We start from the raw sequence: 20,372 nt of genomic DNA, 5'->3' as shown, positions 1-20,372 counted from the left end.
AAATCGACCCTGACAGGAGCCACCATGACCACCACCACAGAGATTTCCTCCGGCTGGCAAAGCCGGGCGGACGCACTGACCATCGACGGCAGGGCCTTCGTGGACGGCCGCCGCGCGGAAGGCTGCGATCGATCCTCGCGCCCAACCATCAGTCCCATCGACGGGCGCGTCCTGGCTGAATTGGCGGCTTGCCGACCCGCCGACGTCGATACCGCCGTCGCTGCCGCACGCCGTGCCTTCCCGTCCTGGTCCCGCAAGGGTGCGGCCGGACGGAAGGAGATCCTCCTGGCGCTGGCGGCGCTCATGGAGCAGCATGCCGCGGAAATTGCGCTCCTGGAAACGCTCGACAGCGGCAAACCCATCCTGCAGACCACCACCGTGGACGTCCCGGGCGCCATTTCCACCCTGCGCTGGTACGCGGAGGCCATCGATAAGCAAAGCGGCGAACTGCCAGCCGTTCCGCCAGGTGCCACCGCGTTGGTGACTCGCGAACCCCTGGGTGTTGTGGCGGCAATCGTGCCCTGGAACTTCCCCCTCGAGATCGCGGTATGGAAGCTGGCGCCGGCGCTCGCCGCGGGCAATACCGTGGTGCTCAAACCGGCCGAACAGACGTCGCTGAGCGTCCTGCGGCTCGCGGAATTGGCTTCGGAGGCCGGATTGCCGGACGGCGTGCTGAATATTGTCACAGGCACGGGGCGCGAGATCGGGGCTGCCCTGGCGCACCACATGGACGTGGACGCGTTGGCGTTCACGGGGTCCACCGCCGTCTCCCGGACGCTGCTTGAGGCCTCGGGCCGGAGCAACCTCAAGAGGCTCAGCCTCGAAGCAGGCGGCAAGAGTTCCAACATCATTTTCGCGGACACCGCGGACCTCGCAGCGGCGGCGGCCAAGGCAGCGTTCGGTGCCTATTACAACCAAGGCCAGGTGTGCTCGGCCAACTCACGCATCCTGGTCCAGCGGGAGGTCCACGATGAGTTCGCGGCGCTCCTCGCCGAGGCCGCAGCCGGCTACTCGCCGGCGGATCCGCTCGCCGGACTGGACGGCAACGGTGCTTTGATCAGTGCCGCACACGCGGACGACGTCGAACGCTGGATCGTGCGCGGCCGCACCGAAGGCGAGGTGCTTTTCGGTGGCGAACGGCGCGAGATCCGCGGCTCGGACGCCTACCTGGAACCCACGCTGCTCGGCGGGCTCCCGGCCGACCACGACGTCCACCGCGAGGAAATCTTCGGCCCGGTCGCCGTGCTCCACGCTTTCGACACAGAAACCGAAGCGGTGGCACTCGCGAATGCGACAGATTATGGGCTCGCCGCATCCGTCTGGACCTCCGATCTGTCCCGGGCGCATCGCGTTGCAGGGGATTTGCTCGCCGGAACCGTGTCCGTGAACACGGTGGACGCGCTTGGTAATACGACGCCGTTCGGCGGCTTCAAGCAGTCTGGCTTCGGCCGCGATTTGTCCTTGCACGCCTTCGATAACTACACCGCGCCGAAGACCACCTGGATCCAATTCGGCTAAGGGGTGTCCTGGTTGGAATTGCATCAGGAGAAACGATGAAGCACATCGCCATTCACTGTTTTACGTGATGCATTTCACAGGCCTACGGTTTTCATAAGCCCACGACGGCGGCCTTCCGCCCTTGCATTGGAGCTTCCCCCAGCAGCAGCAAAGGATCGATTCATGGATCAGCCATCACATTCAACGCGCTTGGCCCAAGAGCAAAGCAAGCACCTGCAGAAGTCCCTCGGCCGCTTCGACATACTCTTGTTGGTGGTCGCCGCGGTCATCTCAGTGGAGGTCTTGGGGCAGGTCTCCGGCTTCGGCGGGGAAACCTTCACGTGGGCGCTCATCCTGGCGGTCACCTTCATGGTTCCTTACGGCCTCATCTTCGCCGAGACCGGCGGGGCCTTCACTGAAGAAGGAGGAGTGTACGTCTGGACGAAGATGGCCTTCGGCCGCGTCGTCGCCGCCATCACGGCCCTCTTCACCTGGGTCACCCAGCCCGTGTGGGTGGGAGGCGCCATGGCCTTCGTCGCCGTCGAAACGTGGTCCGAATACGTGAGCCACGTGGACACCGGAAGCGTGGGCGACTACCTCTTCAAGCTCCTCTTCATCTGGATCACCGTGACCTCGGCAGTGATCAGCTTGAAGCATGGAAAATGGTTGCCGTCGCTGGGGGCCATCCTCCTGGTGGTTCCGTTGGACCAGATCAACGGCATCAGCGGGCTCTTCGGGGCCGTGTCCAAGGTGTATTCCGTCTTCGGTCCCGCAGCGCCCGCCATGCTGGCGATCTCGGCGATCGTGTTCTGCTTCGTCCTGGTGTCCCAAGGCGCGGCATGGATGATCATCAGCGACCGGATGCAGGCAATGGCCGCGGCCGACGGTTCCTTCTTCGGCGGCTTCTTCGGCCGTTTCCACCCCAAGCTCGGGACCCCGATCCGGGTTAACACCCTGTCCGGCGTCGTAGCCACGTTGTTCATGCTCGCCGCGATGCAGCTCAGCGGCACCAGCAGCGCCTTGTTCGGCGTCGTGCTGTCCATCGCCATCTCCACGTTCCTGCTGAGCTACCTCCTCGCGATGCCGGCCGCGGTCCGACTGCGCCGCAAGTATCCGCTGGTGGAGCGACCCTTCAAGGTGCCGGTGTCCGACACCGGATTCCGGATCCTCGGAGCCATCTGTTTTGCGTGGATCCTGATCGGTTCCTGGGTGGCGATCTTCCCGGGCACCCTGGAGAAGCTCTTCAACGTGGATTACGACTTCGAGGCCACGTGGGGTGTGTCCCAAATGACCTTCGAGGCCTTCGCCCTGGGTACGCTCGGGTGCATCCTGGCCCTCGGGATCGTGGGCTACATCCGCGGCAAGAAGGTCCGCGACGCCCCGCCGGCAGCCGACCCCGATGCCGAGAGTTTGTGTACAGATCGGACCCCTCAAAACGCGTCTTAAGGGACCTTATCTTTACACAAACTCGCTAGGAAAGCGGTACGCGTCAAACGTGAAGCGCCCGCTCCATGACGAAGTCGTGTTCCACGGAATCGCCCAACTGGAACGACTTCGTCCCGACCTTCCTGAATCCGTTCTTCTCGTAAAAGCGGATGGCCTTGGCGTTCTGGTTGTTGACGCCGAGCCAGAGGCCGGCCGCTCCGGTGCCCGCGGCGTGCTCGATGGTGGCCTTCATGAGTTCCGCCGCGGCGCCGAGGCCATGGTGTTCGGGATGGACGTAGCACTTGCTCAATTCCGTGGAAGGCTCCAGGGTCAGGGCCGACGCGACGTCCGGGTCCGATGTCGGGCGGCCGACGAGCATGCTGTAGCCGCGGAGTTCGCCGCCGTCGTCGATGGCCAGGATGGCGATGTCCGCATCGGCGAGGTATTCGGCGAACTTCTCCGCGCTCAGCGTCCTTCGCAAGTGCTCAGCGATGTCCTCTTGCGTTGCGCCCGGCGGGCACGCGAGCGGAAAGGTGACCGCAGCAAGCTCAGCCAGCCCTCCGGCGTCGTCCGCTGTTGCCAGGCGGATGGTGTGGCTGTGGCTCATTCGGTCCCTCACGTTCCCCGGAGTTTGTGTACAGATCGCACCCTTTAAAAGGCGTCTTAGGGGACCTTATCTGTACACAAACTCGCTAGGAAAGCGGGTAGGCGACAAAAGCGAAGCGGTTGCTGTCCGGTGACCAACTGTTGACGTTGATGGTGCCCTGGCCGCCGAAGAGTGGATACGTCCGTACGGGAGCCGACCAGTCCGACGTCGGGACCACCCGGACTTCCACCTCCAGGTCCTCGGGGTGTCCGAGAGTCCCTGCCGGAAACGCGATATAGGTGGCCCATTGCGCGTCGGGAGACAGGTGCGGGAACCAGTCCACGGTTCCACTCGCGACGAGCCGTTCCGGTGCGCCGCCGCCGTCGGGGATCCTGGCCAATTGCGCGTGGCCGGGAACCCCGGTGAAGTGCTCCGTATTGAAGTAGATCCAGCGCCCGTCCGGCGACCATTCCGGTCCGTCGATGTGCCCGCTGCCGGTGTCCAGAACGGCCGAAAGGCCGTGCGGTTCCATGACCGCGAGCTTTCCGGCCTCGCTGAAGTCGCGCATCGCCACGTAGGCCAAGCGGGAACCGTCCGGGGACACCCCATGCAGGAAGTGCCACTGGTCCTCGTGCGTCACGCGTTCCACGGGACTACCCTTGAGGGCGCCGCGATAGATCTGACCGTCCATCGCCGACATATAGATATGGATGCCGTCGGGATCGAGGACGTGGTCGTTGTTGATGTCCGGCAGTCCATCGAAATCGATCGGCACGAGGCCGTTCGCGGGGCTATCGACGTCGAAACGCCACAACCTGCCGTTGCCGTTCACCAGCAGGGAGGATCCGTCGAGGGACCAGTTCGGCGCCTCAATGAGCATGTCCCTTGTTTCGAAGACGAGCTCGGGAGCGGCAGCGCCGGGTCCGCCAATCCACACCTGGGAACTTTGCCCGGGCCGGAGGACACGGTATCCCATCAGGAACGTCCTTCCCGCTGGTCGAGCCAGCGCTTGCTGCGCAGCACGGCGTCAAGGGAGTCACCACGGAACATGTCCAGTCCTATGACGCGTGGAACGGACGGATCAAGCGCGCCAAGGAAGTCGTCCCACGCGAGCTCGCCATCGCCAAGAGCCATCTGGTCCGTATTGGTTCCGAGAAGCGGGCCGTCCTTCAGGTGCAGTCCGAAGATACGGTCGCCCAGCGCCGACATCAGCTCGAGGACGTCCGCACCACCGATCGTTGCCCAGTTCGGGTCGAATTCGACGCCTACATTGGGAGCCACTTCGTCCATCAGGGCAAGCAGCGCCGGACGCCCGTCCACCAAGGTGCGCACTTCGTCGTCGTGATTGTGGAAAGCGATCCGCATCCCGTGCGGCAAGGCGGCTTCGGCCGCCCGGTTGAGGTCCTCCGCGATCCGCAGGACGCCGTCGCGGTCTTGCCACCGTTCGGCGGGAAACATCGGCTGCATCAGGAGTTCGACGCCGGACTCGAGGGCGGCGTCGAGCGTCGCGGTCAACTGTTCCCCCACAATCTCGCCGTGCCCGGTGGGCGTCGTGATCCCGTTGCGTGCCAGGGCGGGAGCGAGCAGCGGTGCCGTTGCCGCGATCGCGAACGGCTCCACATGCTTAAACCCCGCATCGGCGAGGGTACCGACCACCCGGTCCCAGCCGACGTCGTTGATTTCCTGGCGAAGGCTCCAGAGCTGGACCGAAATCACGAAAGTTCCTTGATGCGGATGTTCCGCCAACGGCATTGTGCGCCTTTGCCCCAGCGGGCTTCGCCGAACATTTCGTCGTTGTCGTGGACCTCGAGGGCGATGTGGCCGCGGTCGCCAAGGACGCCGAGGACCGCCTCGGGATCATAGTTGGGCGAATCGAGGGTTGCGGTGTCCAGTTCGGCGATCTTGAGCCCGTTGATCCACGTGGTGATGACCGGCAGGGCGCCGACGCAGCGGATGGTGAGTTCGTTCCAATCGTCCCAGCGCCACACCTTCAGGAAGTCGTCGACGTCGGCCGCGTACCTCAGGCGGGCACGCTTCTCTTCCGTGACGGGTTCCACGGAGGTGGCCGGGTTGTCCGCCACCAGTCCGGTGGGTTGCCCGTTTTCGTCACTGACGACGTCGATCGCGAACGGAACTGCCGAGAAACTCGCCAGGCCGTTCCCGAAGAATCCGCCGATCCCGCCGGACGGGCGGTGGTCCACCAGGACCTGGAACCCCTCCCAACTGTCCCGCTGGCGGCGGATCATCACGCCCGTGTCCGCCGGCCAATCAGGGCGCATGTCCATTTTTAGCTCGAAGTCCCCGAAGGCCTGGTCACTCACGAGGTAGCCGCCGTAGCCGCTGCCCGGAGAGTCCTGCTCGCCCACCAGCACGCCGTCTTCCACGAACCATCGGGCCGGGTGCTTCTCGGGCTCGACGGGCCGCTGGATCCCCAGGCTGTCGAAGTGTTCCAGCAGTGAGGGCCCGCCGGGGTAGAGGTCACCGTAGACGCGCGGTGCGGCGTGCCACCCGGCCAGGCTTTCGCCGTCGAACAAGGGAACGAACGAGTCGGACTGGGGCATGGGCGGTTGCCTTTCGTATCGGTGGAGGAGGAGGAGGGTCAGTCTTTGGTGCTGAAGGCGGCGTCGAAGGAGGTTTGGGAGGCGGGGAAGTCGAACTTTTTGAGGGCGGCGAGGGCTTCGGGGGCGCCGTGGAGGCGGTCCATGCCGGCGTCCTCCCATTCCACGGAGATCGGGCCGTTGTAGCCGATGGCGGTGAGGGCGCGGAAGCTCGATTCCCAGGGCACGTCGCCGCGTCCGGCGGAGACGAAGTCCCAGCCGCGGCGTGGGTCGCCCCAGGGCAGGTGGGAGCCCATGACGGTGTTGCGGCCGGTGGGGCGCAGCTTGGTGTCCTTGCAGTCCACGTGGTAGATCCGGTCCTTGAAGTCCCAGATGAAGGAGACGGGGTCGATGCCCTGCCACATGAAGTGCGAGGGGTCCCAGTTCAGCCCGAACGCCTCCCGGTGCCCGATCGCTTCGAGGGTCCGGACGGTGGTCCAGTAGTCGTAGGCGATTTCGGAGGGGTGGACTTCGTGGGCGAAGCGGACCCCGCATTCGTCGAAGACGTCCAGGATGGGGTTCCAGCGGTCGGCGAAGTCCTGGTACCCGGCCTCGATGACCTTCTCCGGCACGGGCGGGAACATGGCGACGTACTGCCAGATGGAGGATCCGGTGAACCCGACGACGGTGTCCACACCCAAAGCGCGGGCGAGGCGTGCGGTGTGCTTCATTTCCTCGGCGGCGCGTTGGCGGACGCCTTCGGGGTCCCCGTCGCCCCAGACCTTGGCCCCGACGATCGCCTGGTGGCGGAAGTCGATGGGGTCATCGCACACGGCCTGGCCCTTGAGGTGGTTGGAGATCGCCCAGACCTTCAGGTTGTATTTGTCCAGGATGGCGAGCTTGGATTCGACGTAGCCGGGTTCGTCCCAGCGCCAGGCGTCCAGCTGGTCCCCGGACACGGCGATTTCCAGGCCGTCATAGCCCCAGCCGGAGGCTAGCTTGGCGACTTCCTCGAAGGGCAGGTCGGCCCACTGGCCGGTGAACAGGGTATACGGGCGGGGCATGGGTTCTCCTTGCGGGTTTGGTGTGGAGTACGACGGCGGGTGGCCGGGGCCGTCTAGTAGTTCACGACGGTGAGGGTGCTTTTGTTGTTGGCGGATTCTTCGACGGCGGCGAGGACTTTTTGGACGGCGAGGCCTTCTTCGAAGGAGGGCGAGGGTGCTGTACCGGTGGTGATGGCGGTGAGGAAGTCGCGGATCTGGTGGGTGAAGGTGTGTTCCCAGCCGATGATGTGTCCTTGGGGCCACCAGGCTCCGGCGTAGGGGTGTTCGGGTTCGTTGACGAGGATCCGGCGGAAGCCTTGTTCCCGGACGGGCAGGGTGGCGTCGAGGAAGCCGAGTTCGTTGAGGTTTTCCAGGTCGAAGAGGAGGGAGCCTTTGTCTCCATAGATTTCCAGTTGCAGGGAGTTTTTCTGGCCGGTGGCCATGCGGGAGACCTCGACTGAGGCGACCGCCCCGGAGGCGAGGGTCAGCGTGGCCCAGGCGGCGTCGTCGACGGTTACTTGTTCGGTGCCGTCCGCGCCGGGGCGTTCGGTGACGAAGGTGTGCAGGCGCCCGGAGACATCGGTGACGGTGTCGCCGAGCAGGTACAGGACTTGGTCGATGGCGTGGGAGGCGATGTCGCCCAGGGCGCCGGAGCCGGCGGTTTCCTTGCGCAGCCGCCAGGTCATGGGGGTTTCGGCGTCCGAAAGCCAGTCCTGCATGTACGCGGCGCGCACGTGCCGGATGGTCCCGAGGCGGCCTTCGGTGATGAGCTCGCGGGCGAGGGCGAGGGCGGGGACGCGGCGGTAGTTGAAGCCGATCATGGACTGGATGCCGCGCGCGCGGGCGGCGCGCGCGGCCTCGGTCATGGCTTCGGCTTCGGCCAGGGTGTTGGCCAGGGGTTTTTCGACCAGGACGTGTTTGCCCGCTTCGAGGGCCGCGATGGCGATTTCGGCGTGCATCCAGCCCGGCGCGCAGATGTCCACGATATGGATGTCATCGCGGGCGATCACGGCGCGCCAGTCCGTGGCGTACTCCGCCCACCCGTACCTGGCGGCGGCTTCGGCCACCTGTTCCGGGTCCCGGCCCACGAGCACTTTCTGCTCGAAGGCCGGGACGTCGAAGAAGCTGGCCACGTTCCGCCACGCGTTCGAGTGGGCTTTGCCCATGAACGCGTAACCGATCGCGGCAACGCCCAAGGTGGTGTTCCCGTGGTGGGGGTTGGTAGGGGTAGGGGCGGAGCTTGTCATGAGTGGTTCCTAGAGGGTGGCGGCCATCGGGTCCCAGTCCTCGGGGAGGGCCGGGGATACCGCGGCGGAGCTGTCGACGCCTACGAAGGTGCCGGTTTCGGCGGACTCGGAGATGGAGACCAGGGTGTCTACCACGTGGTAGGCCAGGGTTCCTTGGGCGCGGTGGGGCACACCGGCGCGCAGGGAACGGGCCATGTCCAGCGCTCCCATGCCGCGGCCGTTGGCGGGCCCGGTGGCGGGGATGATTTCGGCTTCTTCCGCACCGGGACGCCAGATCTTGAGGTCGCCGTCGAAGTAGTTCGGGTCAGGCAGTTCCAGGGTGCCCTCGGTGCCGGTGATTTCCACGAAGCCCATCCGCAGGCGGGGGGATTCGAAGGAGAAAACGCTGTGCGAGGACGCGCCGGTTTCGAACTGGAGCATGGCCGAGACGTGCGTGGGCACCTGGACCGGGAATTCCTCCCCGGCCTTGGGGCCGGAGCCGACGACGCGGGTTTCCTTGGATTTGGACCCGACGGCGGCCACCTTGCGGACCGAGCCGAAGGCCTGGACCAGCGCGGTGATGTAGTACGGGCCCATGTCGAACAGGGGGCCGGCGCCGTGGGCGAAGAGGAAGGACGGGTTCGGGTGCCAGGATTCCGGGCCGGGGGTCTGGAACATGGTCAGCGCGGTCAGCGGGGTGCCGATGTCGCCGCGTTCGATGATGCGGCGGGCGGTCTGAAGGCCTGCGCCCAGGAACGTGTCCGGTGCGCAGCCCAGGCGGATGCCGGCCGCGTCGGCGGTCTTCAGCAGGGCCTGGCCGGACTCGCGGTCCAGGGAGAAGGGCTTCTCGGTCCAGACGTGCTTGCCCGCGTTCACCGCGGCGGTGGCGACCTCGACGTGAGCCGCCGGGATGGTCAGGTTCACGATGAGTTCGACGTCGGGATGGTTCAGTGCCAGCTCCGGCGAACCGAACTCGGCGATGCCGTATTCCTTCGCCCGGGCCTCCGCCGCTTCCTCGAACAAGTCCGCGATGACCAGGACCTTCAAGTCCGGGAACTTCGTGAGGTTGTCCAGGTACTGCTTGCTGATGTTGCCCGCACCGATCACAGCGACGCCCACAGGGCCGCGGCGGGTGGAGGGGACGTTCATGAATTCGCCGCTCATGCGTTCACGTCCTGTGCTGCGTTGAGGAAGGAAAGGCTTTGGGCGATGGCGTCGAAGATGTCTCCGTCGTAGTCGTCGAATTCCACCACGCCCACTTCGAGGGACTTGGCCGCTGCGATGACGTCCAGGACCGGAATGGTGCCCTGCCCGGCCGGCTGCTGGGCCTTGGTGTCGGTGTTGGCGGGGCCGTCCTTGATGTGGATGAACTTCACGCGGTCACCGAGGCGGGCGAGCAGTTCCACGGGGTCCTGGCCTCCGACGGCGGCCCAGTAGGTGTCCACCTCCAGGACCAGTTCGGGGTCCAGGAGGGACTCGAAGTATTCCAGGGCGGTCTGGCCCTCGATGATGGACTCAAGCTCCCATGCGTGGTTGTGGTAGCCCACGCGGATGCCGTATTCGGCGCCCTTCTTGGCTGCGTCGTTGAGCTTGGCAGCGGTGGCCTGGATGTCCTCGGCGGTCTGCCAGTGCTCGGCGGGCAGGTACGGGTCGATGACCGTGCTGATGCCCAGTTCCTTGGCGGCCGCGAAGATTTCGTCCTGGTCCTGTCCCAGCAGCGGTGCGTGGCCCGAGGGGGCCGTGAGGCCGTTCTCCTTCAGGGCCTTTCCGAGTTCGGCCGCCGTGGCCACGAAGTTGTAAGGCTCAACCTGCGTGAAGCCGATCTCGGCAACCTTCTTGATGGTGCCCGGCAAATCCTCGGAGATGGCGTTGCGCAGAGTGTAGAGCTGGATCGAATAAGACATGGGTTTCCTTTGCGTTGTTTGGTTGCCGGAAATGGTCGGTGTTTAGCGGCCGGCGAGGGATCCGCCGATGCCGCCGACGCTGAAGTACCTGTTCAGGGTGGCGAACACGATGATGGGTGGGAGCATCATGACCACTGCGAGGGCCATGACGCCGGACCAGTCGGTGAGGTTCTGCTGGAAGAAGGACTGCACGCCGACGGGGAGGGTGAAGATCTCGTCGGAACGCAGGAACACGATGGCCACGAGGTAGTCGTTCCAAGCCAGGAGGAAGGCGAAGATCGCGGTGGAGAGGATGCCAGGGAGGGAGTTGCGGAGAACCACCTTGGTGAAGGATCCGAAAACGGAGCAACCGTCGATCCAGGAGGCTTCCTCGAGGCTGATCGGGATGGAGTCGAAGTAGGCGGCCATCATCCAGGTGGCCACGGTCATGGTGGAGCCGACGTAGATGATGGTCAGGCCCAGGAGGTTGTCCACGAGGCCCATGTTGGCGAACAAGATGAACAGCGGCACTACGGAGGTGATGATCGGCAGGGACTGCATGACGAAGAGCAGCAGGGAGTAGCCGGAGACTGCCTTGGAGCGGCCGCGGGAGAGCACGTAGCCGGCGGGGGCGGCGACGGCCACCGAGACGACCACGGTGGACAGGGTGGTGATCAGGCTGTTTCCCAGCCAGGTGGCGGCGAGGGTCTTGGAGAATACGCCGGTGATGTTCTCGAGGGTCAGGCCGGTGGCGGTGCTACCCGGGCCCGGAGTGAGAGCCAGGATGACGGTGACCATGATCGGGACGAGCACGATCGCGGTGATGGCAAGGATGAGGACGAAGCGCCACCAGCGTCCGCGCATGCCTGCTTCGGAGAGGACGCGGCGGGACTTTCCGGAGTCGGCGACGCCGAGGGAGGGGCCGGATTCGGGGTGGGCGTGGAGTACTGCGCTCATTATTCGACGCTCGACTTTCGGATCTGGCGGTACAGGAAGACCGACACGATGACGAGGGTGAGGGTCATGAGGAAGGCGATGGCGACGCCGTGTCCGGTCTGGAAGTCCTGGAAGACGCTGCGGTAGGCCAGGACCACGAGGGAGGTGGTGGCGTCGACGGGTCCGCCGCCGGTGAGCAGGTAGATGGTGGGGAAGTCGTTGACGCAGAAGATCGTCATGAGGATCCAGCTGATGTAGGTGGACCGGGCGATCATCGGCAAGGTGATCTGGGTGAATTGCTGCCACTTGGTGGCGCCGTCCATGCTGGCTGCCTCGTAGACGGTGGTGTCCACGGAGGCCAGGGCGGCGGAAGTCATCATCATCATGAAGGGGAAGGACACCCAGACCTTGAAGACCATGACCATGACGGCGGCCAGGTGCGGGTCTGCGAGGAAGAGCGGGGTGCCCAGGCCGAGGTTGCGGAAGATCGAGGGGATGAGGCTGTCCGGGGTGGCGACGAGCCAGTTCCAGGCCGTGGAGGAGACCACGATCGGGACGACCCACGGCAGGAGGAGCAGGACCTTGAATGCGCCTCCGGCGGGGATCTTGGTGCGCAGCAGCAGGGCCAGGCCGAGGCCGACGCCCCATGAGCCGAAGACGCCCACGATGGTGAAGAGGAGGGTGAACTGGGCCGCTTTCCAGAAGGCGGGCGAAGTAAGGACGGAGGTGAAGTTGTCCAGGCCGACGAAGTTGCCGGTATCGATCAAGGACCCGTCGTGCGTGGCCTGGACGGCTGCGTAGATGAGCGGGTAGCCGTTGATCAGGATGACCAGGACGATGGAGGGCAGCAGGAGCCAGAAGAAAGTCCTGGTGGTCTGGCCCGAGAGCTTGCTCTTGCGGTTCAGGTCTTCATTGCGGGGGCGGCCCCCCGACCCGCCGGGAGCAAGGCCCCGGCGGGCCCGGGCGAGGCCCGATTGCGCAGTAGTTGATGACATGGCTGGTGCTGCTTTACTTCTTGAGGACTGACTGGAGGCCGGACTGGAAGGCCGTGAGGGCCGTCTTTGCGTCCGTCTTGCCCGTGAGGATGGTCTGGCTGAACTGGTTCAGTGCCTGGCCGCCGTCGAGCACTGCGAGGTTCGCGTTGAGCGTGGTGCCCTGCGCCGCGAAGGTCTTCGCGATCGGCTGGTATTCCTTGACGATCTTGACGTTGTTCGGGTCGCTGGCGAACTCGGGAAGCTCAGTGATGGACTTGAACACCGGCAGCGCGTTCATGAGCTTCTGCTGCCACAGGTTCTTGAGCTGTCCCATGTAGTAGACCAGGAACGCTTCGGAGGCTGCCTGGGAGGGAGTGTTCTTGTACATCATGATGTTGTTCGGGAACGCCAGGGTGGCCTTGTCGCCGTGCGGACCTGTCATGGGGCTTGCGACCAGGAGGTCTCCGGAGGTGTCACCCACGCGCTGAGGCAGTCCGAGCACGTACATGCCGAAGGCGGCCTTCTTCTTGTCCTTCCATTGGGCATCGAGGTTGTCCGTGGTGTAGCTGACCGCGGCGGGGTCGATCACGCCGTTGGAGACGAGTTCGAGCAGGAACTCCGTGGCTTCGACGTTGCGGTCGTTCATGACATCCAGTTCGCCGTCCTTCGTGAAGACGCCGCCGCCGTTGTTGATCATCATCATGATCATCAAGTGGTTGCCGATGTTGTTGCCCGCACCGGAACCCGTGGCGAAGCCGACGGCGCCGATGGACTTAAGCTTCTTGCCCGCGTCGAGCAGGCTGGGCCAGTCGGTGGGAACCGCGGCGCCGGCCTGGTCGAAGAGCGACTTGCGGTACCAGAGGGGGCGCATGTCCAGCTGCCACGGAACTGCGACGTAGCCCTTGTCCGACTTGAACGGTTCCAGCACACCCGGCAGGAAGTCGTCGAACTGGCCGTTCTTCTTCATCGCATCGATGACGTTGTCCGCGTAGGCGATCTGGCCCTGCTGCTCGAACTGGAACGCCTGGAAACCGCCACCGGTGGACACCGCGGGACCGGTCTTGGACGCGATGGCCGAGGAGAAGGTCTGGTAGAAGTTGTTCCACTGGATGATCTGGTAGCTGGCCTTGCCGTTGCTTCCGGTGGGGACGTAGGACTCGGTGATCTTCTTCGCGGCGTCGTTGTAGGCCGGAGTCGCCCACGGCATGTCCCAGAACTTGATGGTGCCGCCGCTCGAGCTTGAGCTGGAACCTCCGCCACAAGCTGCGAGCAGGGGGACGGCCGCCGCTGCCGCGGTGAGGCCGAGGAAGCCGCGGCGGGAAAAATTGCGGCTGGCTTCGGACTGAACGTTCATGATGGTTCCTTTCGGGGCCGCTGCGCTGCCTGCGCTGGGTTTGCGGTCCGGCTCGTCGTCGAGAAGGGGAGGGTGCTGCTGGTTGTCTGGCTTAGGAGAGGTGCGCGATGGATTCGGTGAGCCGGGCAAATCCGGCGAGGTCGGAACTCGTGGTGCCGGCGTCGAGGTGTTCCTTGAGCCGGCGCCAGGTGGTGCGGTGGGCGGATTCGTAGATCGTGGGGAGGAGGATTTCCCCTTGGGGTCCGATGGCCCGGACCTCAGCCGGCCAGGCAGCCAGCGGTTCGGGGACCGCTATGCTGACACCGCCGTCGTCGGTGTAGAGGCGGAAGTCGACGCCGGCGGGCCGGGAGTCGCTCAGCACGCCTTGGAGCGAGACCGGAGCGCCGTTGGCGAGCCGGGCGGATGCCGTGTAGCCGTGCGACCCGCGGCGCAAGACGCGCAGGGCGTCCAGCTGGCCGGTAACGCGGACGACGGCGGCAAGGTGCTCGGTGAGGAGCCGTTCCGGATCCGTGCCTGCCGCCGCGGTTGCGACTGTATCCAGCATGGCGGCGCGTCCGGCTACCGACCGGACGGCGTCCTCGGCGCCGGCGAGCCCGGGGTTCGAGGCCCATCGCTGGTCCAGGACCACCGCGGCACGCGCAGTTTCGGCGGCGTCGCGCAAGGCGGCGGTGTTTTCGGGAACCGGATTGACCACGACGACGCCGCTCGCCCCGCCGTCGATCGCGCGGATCGCTTCGGTAGTCCAGCCGGAGGTGCCGTCGATCGCTGCGACCGTGGCGTCGTCGCCCGTTGCTGCCGGGCCGAAGCTTGCCGGCAGGGAAGCGATGGCGAGTCCGACGGCGCCGCTCGCTTCAGCCTCGCGGGTGGCCGTGACGGTGTACTGGGCGCTCATGAGCGGGCTCCTGCGAATTCTGCGGCGGCGACGTCCACCGTGGCGTCGGCGATGGACAGGGCAAAGGTGAGGTCGTTGATGAGGCTTTCGGCCGACGGCGGCTGCTTTGTTCCGCGGGCCAATTGGGCGAGTTCGCGCCATTCGCCTTCATACCCGTTGTGCTCGTACGGCCCGAACGTGGTGCTCGTGGTGCCCGTGGTCACGGTTGCCACCGCGGATCCTGCCTGTACATAGGACGGGGTGAAGTCGATGCGGAGCGCGGCGTCGTCCGAAATGGCTTCGAACACCCATTCCGGCTTCCAGGTGCTGTTCATGGCCGCCCGGAGTTCGATGATCTGGTTTCCAGCGCGGAGGGAGATCACGTAGCCGAACGGGCGGACGTGGCGCGCCTGGAGGACTTCGAGGTCTTCGAAATCCGGGGTGAAGCGCCGCACGAGGGGGAGGTCGTGGATGGCGAGTCCCATGATGCCGCCGCGCAGGGCGTTCTTGATGACTTCGACGTCGTTGTAGTCGGGGGTTCCGCCGGCAGGCCGGGTGATGATCTCGGTGGCGAAGTCCTCGAAGCGGGCGTTGGGCGGCAGGACGATGGAGGACCGGATGGTGTGGGCGGTCCGGGGGAGATCGCCCCAGTTCGCCTCGGCGGCGAGCCAGCCGGGATCGAAGGTGTGCATGGCGCCCACGATGATCGGCACGCCGGTTTCCTCGCTCACGGCGGAAATCCGTGCCGCTTCTTCGCCGCTCATGGCGAACGGCTTTTCGCAGAGGACCGCTTTCTTTCCTGCGCGGCATGCGGCGATGACTTGATCGGCGTGGAACTGGTGCGGACTGCAGATGGCGACGATGTCGACGTCGGGATCGCCCAGGAGCGCATCCAAGGAGGTGCTGTGGGTGGCGCCGACGCGGGCTGCGACGGATTCGGCGACGCTGGCGTCGACGTCCATGATGTGGCGGACTTCCAGGATGTCCCGGAGCCGTGCGAGGGATGGCAAGTGGATTGCCTGGGTGACCGGGCCGGCGCCGAGGATGCCGACGCCGAGGGGCTTCAGTGATCCTAGCGGTGTTGCCTGTGACTGGCTGGACAAGATCAGTTACCTCTTCGTAAACGGAGTCTGGGAGATTCGGTGCGGCCGGTTGGCTTCGTGACCCTCCTCACAAAACAACCTAGACCGACTTTTGTCGATGGGCAAGCAAAAGTTGAAAAATATTCGGCAAACTTTTGTTGCGTGACACCCATAAGCAATCGTGCTATCACTGATGCATGACCTCAGCACCCGAAAAAGCCCCCTCCAGGGACGGCTCCGTACAGGACGCCGGGAGCCTCTCGCGTGCAGGAGATCTGTTCCAGCTTCTTCGCGACGGACGCGCCCGCACCCGGGCGGAACTCGCCATTACAACAGGACTCGCGCGTTCCACTGTGGCCTCGCGGATCGACGCGCTCATGAACTCCGGACTCGTCGGCCCCGCCGGTGAGGCAAGCTCAAGCGGCGGCAGGCCGCCGTCGCGCTTTGCCTTCAACCCCGCAGCCCGCGTCGTCCTCGCAGTCGACGTCGGAGCGACCCACGTGATCGTCGCCGTCACCGACCTCGGCGGAACAGTCCTGGCCGAACGCCGCCTCAAGCAACAAGTCGCGGACGGCCCCGACGTCGTCCTTGGCAGGGTGGTGGCGGAAGGCCTCGAACTCCTCGGCGAATCGGGCCGCGGGATCGTGGACCTCGCCGGAATCGGCATCGGCCTGCCCGGCCCCGTGGAACACGCCACCGGCAGGCCGGTCAAGCCACCGATCATGCCCGGTTGGGACGGGTTCGACGTCGTCCGTTACGTCCAGCGCTCGCTGCCGGTTCCCGTCCTGGTGGACAACGACGTCAACATCATGGCGCTCGGCGAACGCACCGCGTACTGGCCGGACCACGACAACCTCCTCTTCGTCAAAATCGCCACCGGCATCGGTGCAGGCATCATCAGCAGCGGCGAATTGCAGCGCGGAGCCAATGGCACAGCCGGCGACCTCGGGCACGTCAGGGTGCCGCGCGGCGACGACGTGCTGTGCACCTGCGGAAACCACGGTTGCCTCGAAGCCCTCGCTTCCGGCATGGCGGTTGCCCGACGGTTGGCCGCAAACGGACTCGAAGCCTCGAGCGGGGCCGACGTCGTACGGCTCGTCGCGGAAGGCAACCTGCAAGCAATCCAGGCGCTTCGGCAAGCAGGCCGCGACGTCGGCGATGTCCTTGCGACCGTGGTCAACCTGCTCAATCCTTCGATGATCGTGATCGGCGGCAGTGTCGGCGAGGCCGGGGAGCATCTCGTCGCCGGCATCCGCGAAGTGGTCTACCGGCGGTCCCTGCCTTTGGCGACCTCGCACTTGCGCATCGGCATTTCGATGGCCGGCGACCGGGCCGCCATCCTCGGCGCAAGCCAGATGGTCACCCAGCACGTCTTGTCACCGGCCGTGATCGAAGCCACACTGCAGGCTACGGGCTGAGGGCGACTTATAGCATTCCCGCGCGCCGCACCGTGATAGCAATGGAAGCGATGACTTATCTCTCCAGCCACCGCATTTCATGAGCTCCCGGTTGTTCGCCAAGGTCCCGCGGGGCTGGTTGATCCTCGCCTGCATCGGACTCATTGCCCTTAATATGCGTGGACCCTTCGTGGCCGTTGCCCCGGTAGTCGATTCCCTGCGGCACGACCTCGGGTTCTCGCCGGTTGAACTTGGACTCCTGACCGGCATCCCCGTGTTGTGTTTCTCGCTCGCAGCGCCGCTCGCCTCGATGGCCGGCCGTCGGTTCGGCGCCGAGTTCGCGGTGATGCTGACGCTCCTGGGGGTGCTGGCCGGCGTCGTGATCCGCTCGAGCGGCGGCGGCGTTCCGGTGATGGTTGGCACTGTTCTTGTCGGCGTCGCCATCACGATCGGGAACATCGCGGTACCGCTCATCATCCGCCGTGACTTCGCGCCGAGGCGCCAGGCAACAGCCATGGGCGTGTACACCGCGGCGCTGAATATCGGATCCTTCCTCACCTCCGTGGCCACGGCGCCGCTCGCCGAACTGGTGGGATGGCGGCTTTCGCTGGCCGCGAGTGCCGTCCTGGCCCTCGTCGCCATCCTGTTCTGGATTCCCGCAGTGGGCGCCCGGAGCGCGCTGGTTCCGGCCCCGGTTCCGGCTTCCGACGGCAAGACGGCCGGGAAGATCCCGGGTGTCGGCCTGCTGACCACGGGCCTGACCCTCGGATTCGCCGGCCAAGCCTTCTCCTATTACGGCGTCACCGCGTGGCTTCCGAGCTTCCTGTCCGACGAACTGGGCATGGGTGCCGCCCAAGCAGGAGCAGGATCGTCACTATTCCAGATCCTTGCGATCGTGGGCGGGCTCGGCGTGCCGCTGCTGGCTCGTTTCGCGAGTACGACGGCGGTCGCGGTCACCTTGGGTGCCCTCTGGCTCACGGTACCTTTGGGCCTGTTGCTGGCGCCTGGCTGGTGGTGGCTGTGGTCCTCGCTCGGCGGCATCGCCCAGGGCGGCGGCATCACGGTCATTTTCATCGCGATCATCAAGTTCGCCCGCGACCAAGCCTCGGCGGGCAGGATGTCCGCCGTCGTGCAAGGGGTCGGCTACTGCTTCGCGGCCTTGGCCCCCACGGTGGTTGGCTTCATCCACGGCATTTCCAACGGCTGGACCGCGCCCCTCGTCGTAATCCTCGGCTCGGTCACGGCGTTCTGCGTCTGCACCACCCTCTCTGTCCGCTGGGTGGCCCGCCAACGCTAGGGTCACCCAGCGTGCAAGGGACGGCTTTAATCAGCGCTGCGAAATGGCAGCAGATGCCCATTCCGCGGCGCTTTACGGTCATCTGCTGCCATTTCGCGTGCAAAAATTCCGTCGCTGGGCGGGGAATCGCGTACCTCCCGCTCCCCTTGCCAGACCTAACAGGACGGTTTATCCACATACGCCTCTTGGGTGTTGGGATTTTCCCAACGAAAAAGTAGTCTGGAGTGGTGGATGCAAACATCGGGGGACGAGTGAGGCAACTGCTAGCAGCAGGCCCTGCCCGACCCCAACGAGAAGTAGCAAAGCTACTTGCCATGACGCCCGACGCCTTTTCGCGGGCGTTAAACGGATATCGAGCATTCTCTTCGATCGAACTCGCAAAAATCGCGGATCTATTCCAGTCGGACATCCACTGGATTATCACGGGGGAGCCCGATCCTCATCGTCTGCTTCTGGCAGCAAGACACGAGTTCGATCCTTCAACAGGTAAGCGGTCGAATCCGGGCAGAGACGGGGACGCCGACGAACTGCGGAACGTAGAGCTTGCCTACCGCCAGGCCTTTAGTGGAGACGGCCTGCCTGATGTGCTTCCGCGAGCGCCGTCCGAGTTGCGGAAGGTTCTCGGTGACGATTTTATCCGTCCGTTCGTGGAACGCTTGGAATCAAGGCTTGGCGTTGATGTTGTCCGGATCGCGGGGGTATCTACGGGATACTCGTTTAGGTTCGGAGCGCGACATGTCATGGTCATCCCGGCAATGGGGAACTGGTTCAGGGAAAACTGGTCGATTGCGCATGAGCTGGGGCATCTCGCCTTGGGGCACCATGTGGATGGCGCGTCGGCCCATACCCTCGACCGGCATGAAGCTGAAGCTAATGCATTTGCGGCGGAGCTCCTGCTGCCAGGCGCGGCAGTTCGCGCCATGGATTGGACAACTATTGACGCGGCCGGCTTGGCGCTAAGGGTTTGGCAGCTCGGAGTGTCCACAGATGCCATCGCCAAACGCCTCGAGGCGCAGCGGATTAAAGCGACTCCCTTGATCGGGGAGTGGGCAATCCAGCCAACTCAGCGACTTCTGCGACTTCATTGGTCGGGCGCCGTTAGTCATCCGGACCCGATCACGCAACGGATGGAGCAAGCAGCCATTCGGAAATTTCCGTCCGGCCTGGTTGAGGCGCACGTCAAGCTTATTGCTTCCGGGGACATTGGTTCAGGGACGCTTGCTTGGATGCTTGAAGTGGATCGAGAGACACTCGATGTTGATGCACCCGCGCTCCCGGCATTGCCGGACAGCGAGTATATCGCCGAAGCGCTCGGGCTCTGACAAGGCATGGCTGTCCTGCTCTTCCCGGACAACACCGTTCTCATCAATTTCGCCCTGATCAACAGAATGGATCTTCTGTCTCGTCTGGCAAACGGGAATGGCCGCTGGTGTGTCACCGTGCAGCAAGAATGTTTGCAGTCAGCGGCGTACGAAGGTCTTGCCGCTCTTGAGGAAGCAGGAGATATCTTTGGCGATCCACTATTCCCGGAATCTCGATTTGAGTACCTGAATGTTCGAACTTTTCGCGATGAATTGGCGGAGCCCAACGACCATCCTCATAAGCATCTCGGTGAAGCCGAAACGTTGGCTGTCATGAGTTCCCGCAAAATTCACGGATTCTTTGTCACCGATGATGGGGGAGCGCAGCGCCTTGCAGCCAGGCATGGCATCCAGGTCATCGACACATGGAAACTAATGCACATTGCTATCAAGAAAGGCTTCGTGGATCCGGCCGCCATGTGGGGCTACGTGAAGACTCTTCGGGCAGCGCAACGAACGGTTCCGGTGTTCTTACGCAGTCGGGAGTCTTTTGACCGCTGGGTCGTCGGGTGCTGACATCGAACTCCCAGGAACCGCGAACCGCGGGACGAGTTAGCTGCCTGGCTTCGTCGAGTTTGTGTACAGGTGAGCCCCCTTAAAACGCGGCGGTTTCTAGGGGTCGTTGCAACACTTGGTGGTTAGGTGGTTAGTAGTAAATCACGTAGGCGCTCGGCTGGGGTTTTCCAGTCGAGCGTTTTGCGTGGGCGGCCGTTGAGTTCCTGGGCGACGTGTTCGAGGTCTTCGGGTCCGTAGACGGACAGGTCGGTGCCTTTGGGGAAGTATTGGCGCAGCAGGCCGTTGGTGTTCTCGTTCGAGCCGCGTTGCCAGGGGCTAGCGGGGTCGCAGAAGTAGACCTGCATGTCGGTGGCCATGGTGAAGGCTTTGTGTCCGGCCATTTCGGAG

At 64.7% G+C, this 20,372-nt stretch carries 20 protein-coding genes; 6 read left to right on the top strand and 14 right to left on the bottom strand.

Annotated elements, in window-relative coordinates:
- Positions 1 to 24 precede the first annotated feature (24 nt).
- Positions 25 to 1,518, top strand: coding sequence for an aldehyde dehydrogenase family protein (locus tag E1809_RS23290; RefSeq protein WP_133206624.1), 1,494 nt, complete (start codon positions 25 to 27; stop codon positions 1,516 to 1,518).
- A 162-nt stretch (positions 1,519 to 1,680) separates the two neighbouring features.
- Complete coding sequence (locus tag E1809_RS23285; protein ID WP_133206623.1) at positions 1,681 to 2,943, top strand: APC family permease; 1,263 nt, start codon at positions 1,681 to 1,683, stop codon at positions 2,941 to 2,943.
- Positions 2,944 to 2,986: 43 nt separating this feature from the next.
- On the opposite strand, the gene E1809_RS23280 is transcribed toward E1809_RS23285, so the two are convergent.
- From E1809_RS23280 to E1809_RS23220, 13 genes are all read right to left on the bottom strand, one after another.
- Positions 2,987 to 3,529 (bottom strand): GNAT family N-acetyltransferase, encoded by a 543-nt coding sequence (locus E1809_RS23280; RefSeq protein WP_133206622.1) that lies wholly within the window; start codon positions 3,527 to 3,529, stop codon positions 2,987 to 2,989.
- A gap of 85 nt (positions 3,530 to 3,614) precedes the next feature.
- The gene (locus E1809_RS23275; RefSeq protein ID WP_133206621.1) at positions 3,615 to 4,484 is read right to left on the bottom strand and encodes a TolB family protein; all 870 of its coding nucleotides are present in this window, start codon (positions 4,482 to 4,484) and stop codon (positions 3,615 to 3,617) included.
- On the bottom strand, positions 4,484 to 5,224 hold the full coding sequence (locus E1809_RS23270) for a sugar phosphate isomerase/epimerase family protein (RefSeq protein WP_165962478.1): 741 nt from the start codon (positions 5,222 to 5,224) through the stop codon (positions 4,484 to 4,486). Before E1809_RS23270 ends, E1809_RS23275 begins: the two co-directional genes overlap by 1 nt.
- Positions 5,221 to 6,069 carry a 3-keto-disaccharide hydrolase gene (locus E1809_RS23265; protein WP_133206619.1) on the bottom strand — a complete coding sequence of 283 codons (849 nt, stop codon included), beginning with the start codon at positions 6,067 to 6,069 and terminating at the stop codon, positions 5,221 to 5,223. The genes E1809_RS23270 and E1809_RS23265 overlap by 4 nt, the downstream gene beginning before the upstream one ends.
- A 38-nt stretch (positions 6,070 to 6,107) precedes the next feature.
- Positions 6,108 to 7,109, bottom strand: coding sequence for a sugar phosphate isomerase/epimerase family protein (locus E1809_RS23260; protein WP_133206618.1), 1,002 nt, complete (start codon positions 7,107 to 7,109; stop codon positions 6,108 to 6,110).
- Between the two features lie 53 nt (positions 7,110 to 7,162).
- Positions 7,163 to 8,335, bottom strand: a complete 1,173-nt coding sequence (locus E1809_RS23255; protein ID WP_133206617.1) for a Gfo/Idh/MocA family protein — start codon at positions 8,333 to 8,335, stop codon at positions 7,163 to 7,165.
- 9 nt (positions 8,336 to 8,344) lie between these two features.
- A complete protein-coding gene (locus E1809_RS23250) occupies positions 8,345 to 9,478 on the bottom strand; it encodes a Gfo/Idh/MocA family protein (protein WP_374102702.1) in 1,134 nt (377 codons plus the stop codon).
- Complete coding sequence (locus tag E1809_RS23245; RefSeq protein ID WP_133206616.1) at positions 9,475 to 10,218, bottom strand: sugar phosphate isomerase/epimerase family protein; 744 nt, start codon at positions 10,216 to 10,218, stop codon at positions 9,475 to 9,477. The genes E1809_RS23250 and E1809_RS23245 overlap by 4 nt, the downstream gene beginning before the upstream one ends.
- Positions 10,219 to 10,260: 42 nt before the next feature.
- Positions 10,261 to 11,154, bottom strand: a complete 894-nt coding sequence (locus E1809_RS23240) for a carbohydrate ABC transporter permease (protein WP_133206615.1) — start codon at positions 11,152 to 11,154, stop codon at positions 10,261 to 10,263.
- Positions 11,154 to 12,128, bottom strand: coding sequence for a carbohydrate ABC transporter permease (locus E1809_RS23235; RefSeq protein WP_133206614.1), 975 nt, complete (start codon positions 12,126 to 12,128; stop codon positions 11,154 to 11,156). The genes E1809_RS23240 and E1809_RS23235 overlap by 1 nt, the downstream gene beginning before the upstream one ends.
- 13 nt (positions 12,129 to 12,141) lie before the next feature.
- Entirely contained in the window at positions 12,142 to 13,461 is a 1,320-nt protein-coding gene (locus E1809_RS23230; RefSeq protein ID WP_133206613.1) for an ABC transporter substrate-binding protein, read from the bottom strand.
- A 91-nt stretch (positions 13,462 to 13,552) separates the two neighbouring features.
- Positions 13,553 to 14,353, bottom strand: a complete 801-nt coding sequence (locus E1809_RS23225) for a hypothetical protein (protein ID WP_133206612.1) — start codon at positions 14,351 to 14,353, stop codon at positions 13,553 to 13,555.
- Entirely contained in the window at positions 14,350 to 15,435 is a 1,086-nt protein-coding gene (locus E1809_RS23220; RefSeq protein WP_133206611.1) for a Gfo/Idh/MocA family protein, read from the bottom strand. The genes E1809_RS23225 and E1809_RS23220 overlap by 4 nt, the downstream gene beginning before the upstream one ends.
- 176 nt (positions 15,436 to 15,611) lie before the next feature.
- Here E1809_RS23220 and E1809_RS23215 point away from each other — a divergent pair, with 176 nt between their 5' ends.
- From E1809_RS23215 to E1809_RS23200, 4 genes are all read left to right on the top strand, one after another.
- Complete coding sequence (locus E1809_RS23215; RefSeq protein ID WP_133206610.1) at positions 15,612 to 16,832, top strand: ROK family transcriptional regulator; 1,221 nt, start codon at positions 15,612 to 15,614, stop codon at positions 16,830 to 16,832.
- A gap of 79 nt (positions 16,833 to 16,911) precedes the next feature.
- Positions 16,912 to 18,108, top strand: a complete 1,197-nt coding sequence (locus tag E1809_RS23210; protein WP_133206609.1) for an MFS transporter — start codon at positions 16,912 to 16,914, stop codon at positions 18,106 to 18,108.
- 314 nt (positions 18,109 to 18,422) lie between these two features.
- Entirely contained in the window at positions 18,423 to 19,430 is a 1,008-nt protein-coding gene (locus E1809_RS23205) for an ImmA/IrrE family metallo-endopeptidase (RefSeq protein WP_133206608.1), read from the top strand.
- Between the two features lie 6 nt (positions 19,431 to 19,436).
- Complete coding sequence (locus tag E1809_RS23200; protein WP_133206607.1) at positions 19,437 to 19,985, top strand: hypothetical protein; 549 nt, start codon at positions 19,437 to 19,439, stop codon at positions 19,983 to 19,985.
- A gap of 122 nt (positions 19,986 to 20,107) precedes the next feature.
- Here the strand turns inward: E1809_RS23200 and E1809_RS23195 are convergent.
- The coding region (locus E1809_RS23195; protein ID WP_133203353.1) for an IS30 family transposase at positions 20,108 to 20,372 on the bottom strand (265 nt) is incomplete at its 5' end.

It is taken from the genome of Arthrobacter terricola (assembly GCF_004354015.1).
Classification (GTDB): Bacteria; Actinomycetota; Actinomycetes; order Actinomycetales; family Micrococcaceae; genus Arthrobacter; species Arthrobacter terricola.
The sequence above is the reverse complement of the archived record's forward strand: the minus strand, read 5'-3'. Positions and strand labels throughout refer to the sequence as shown.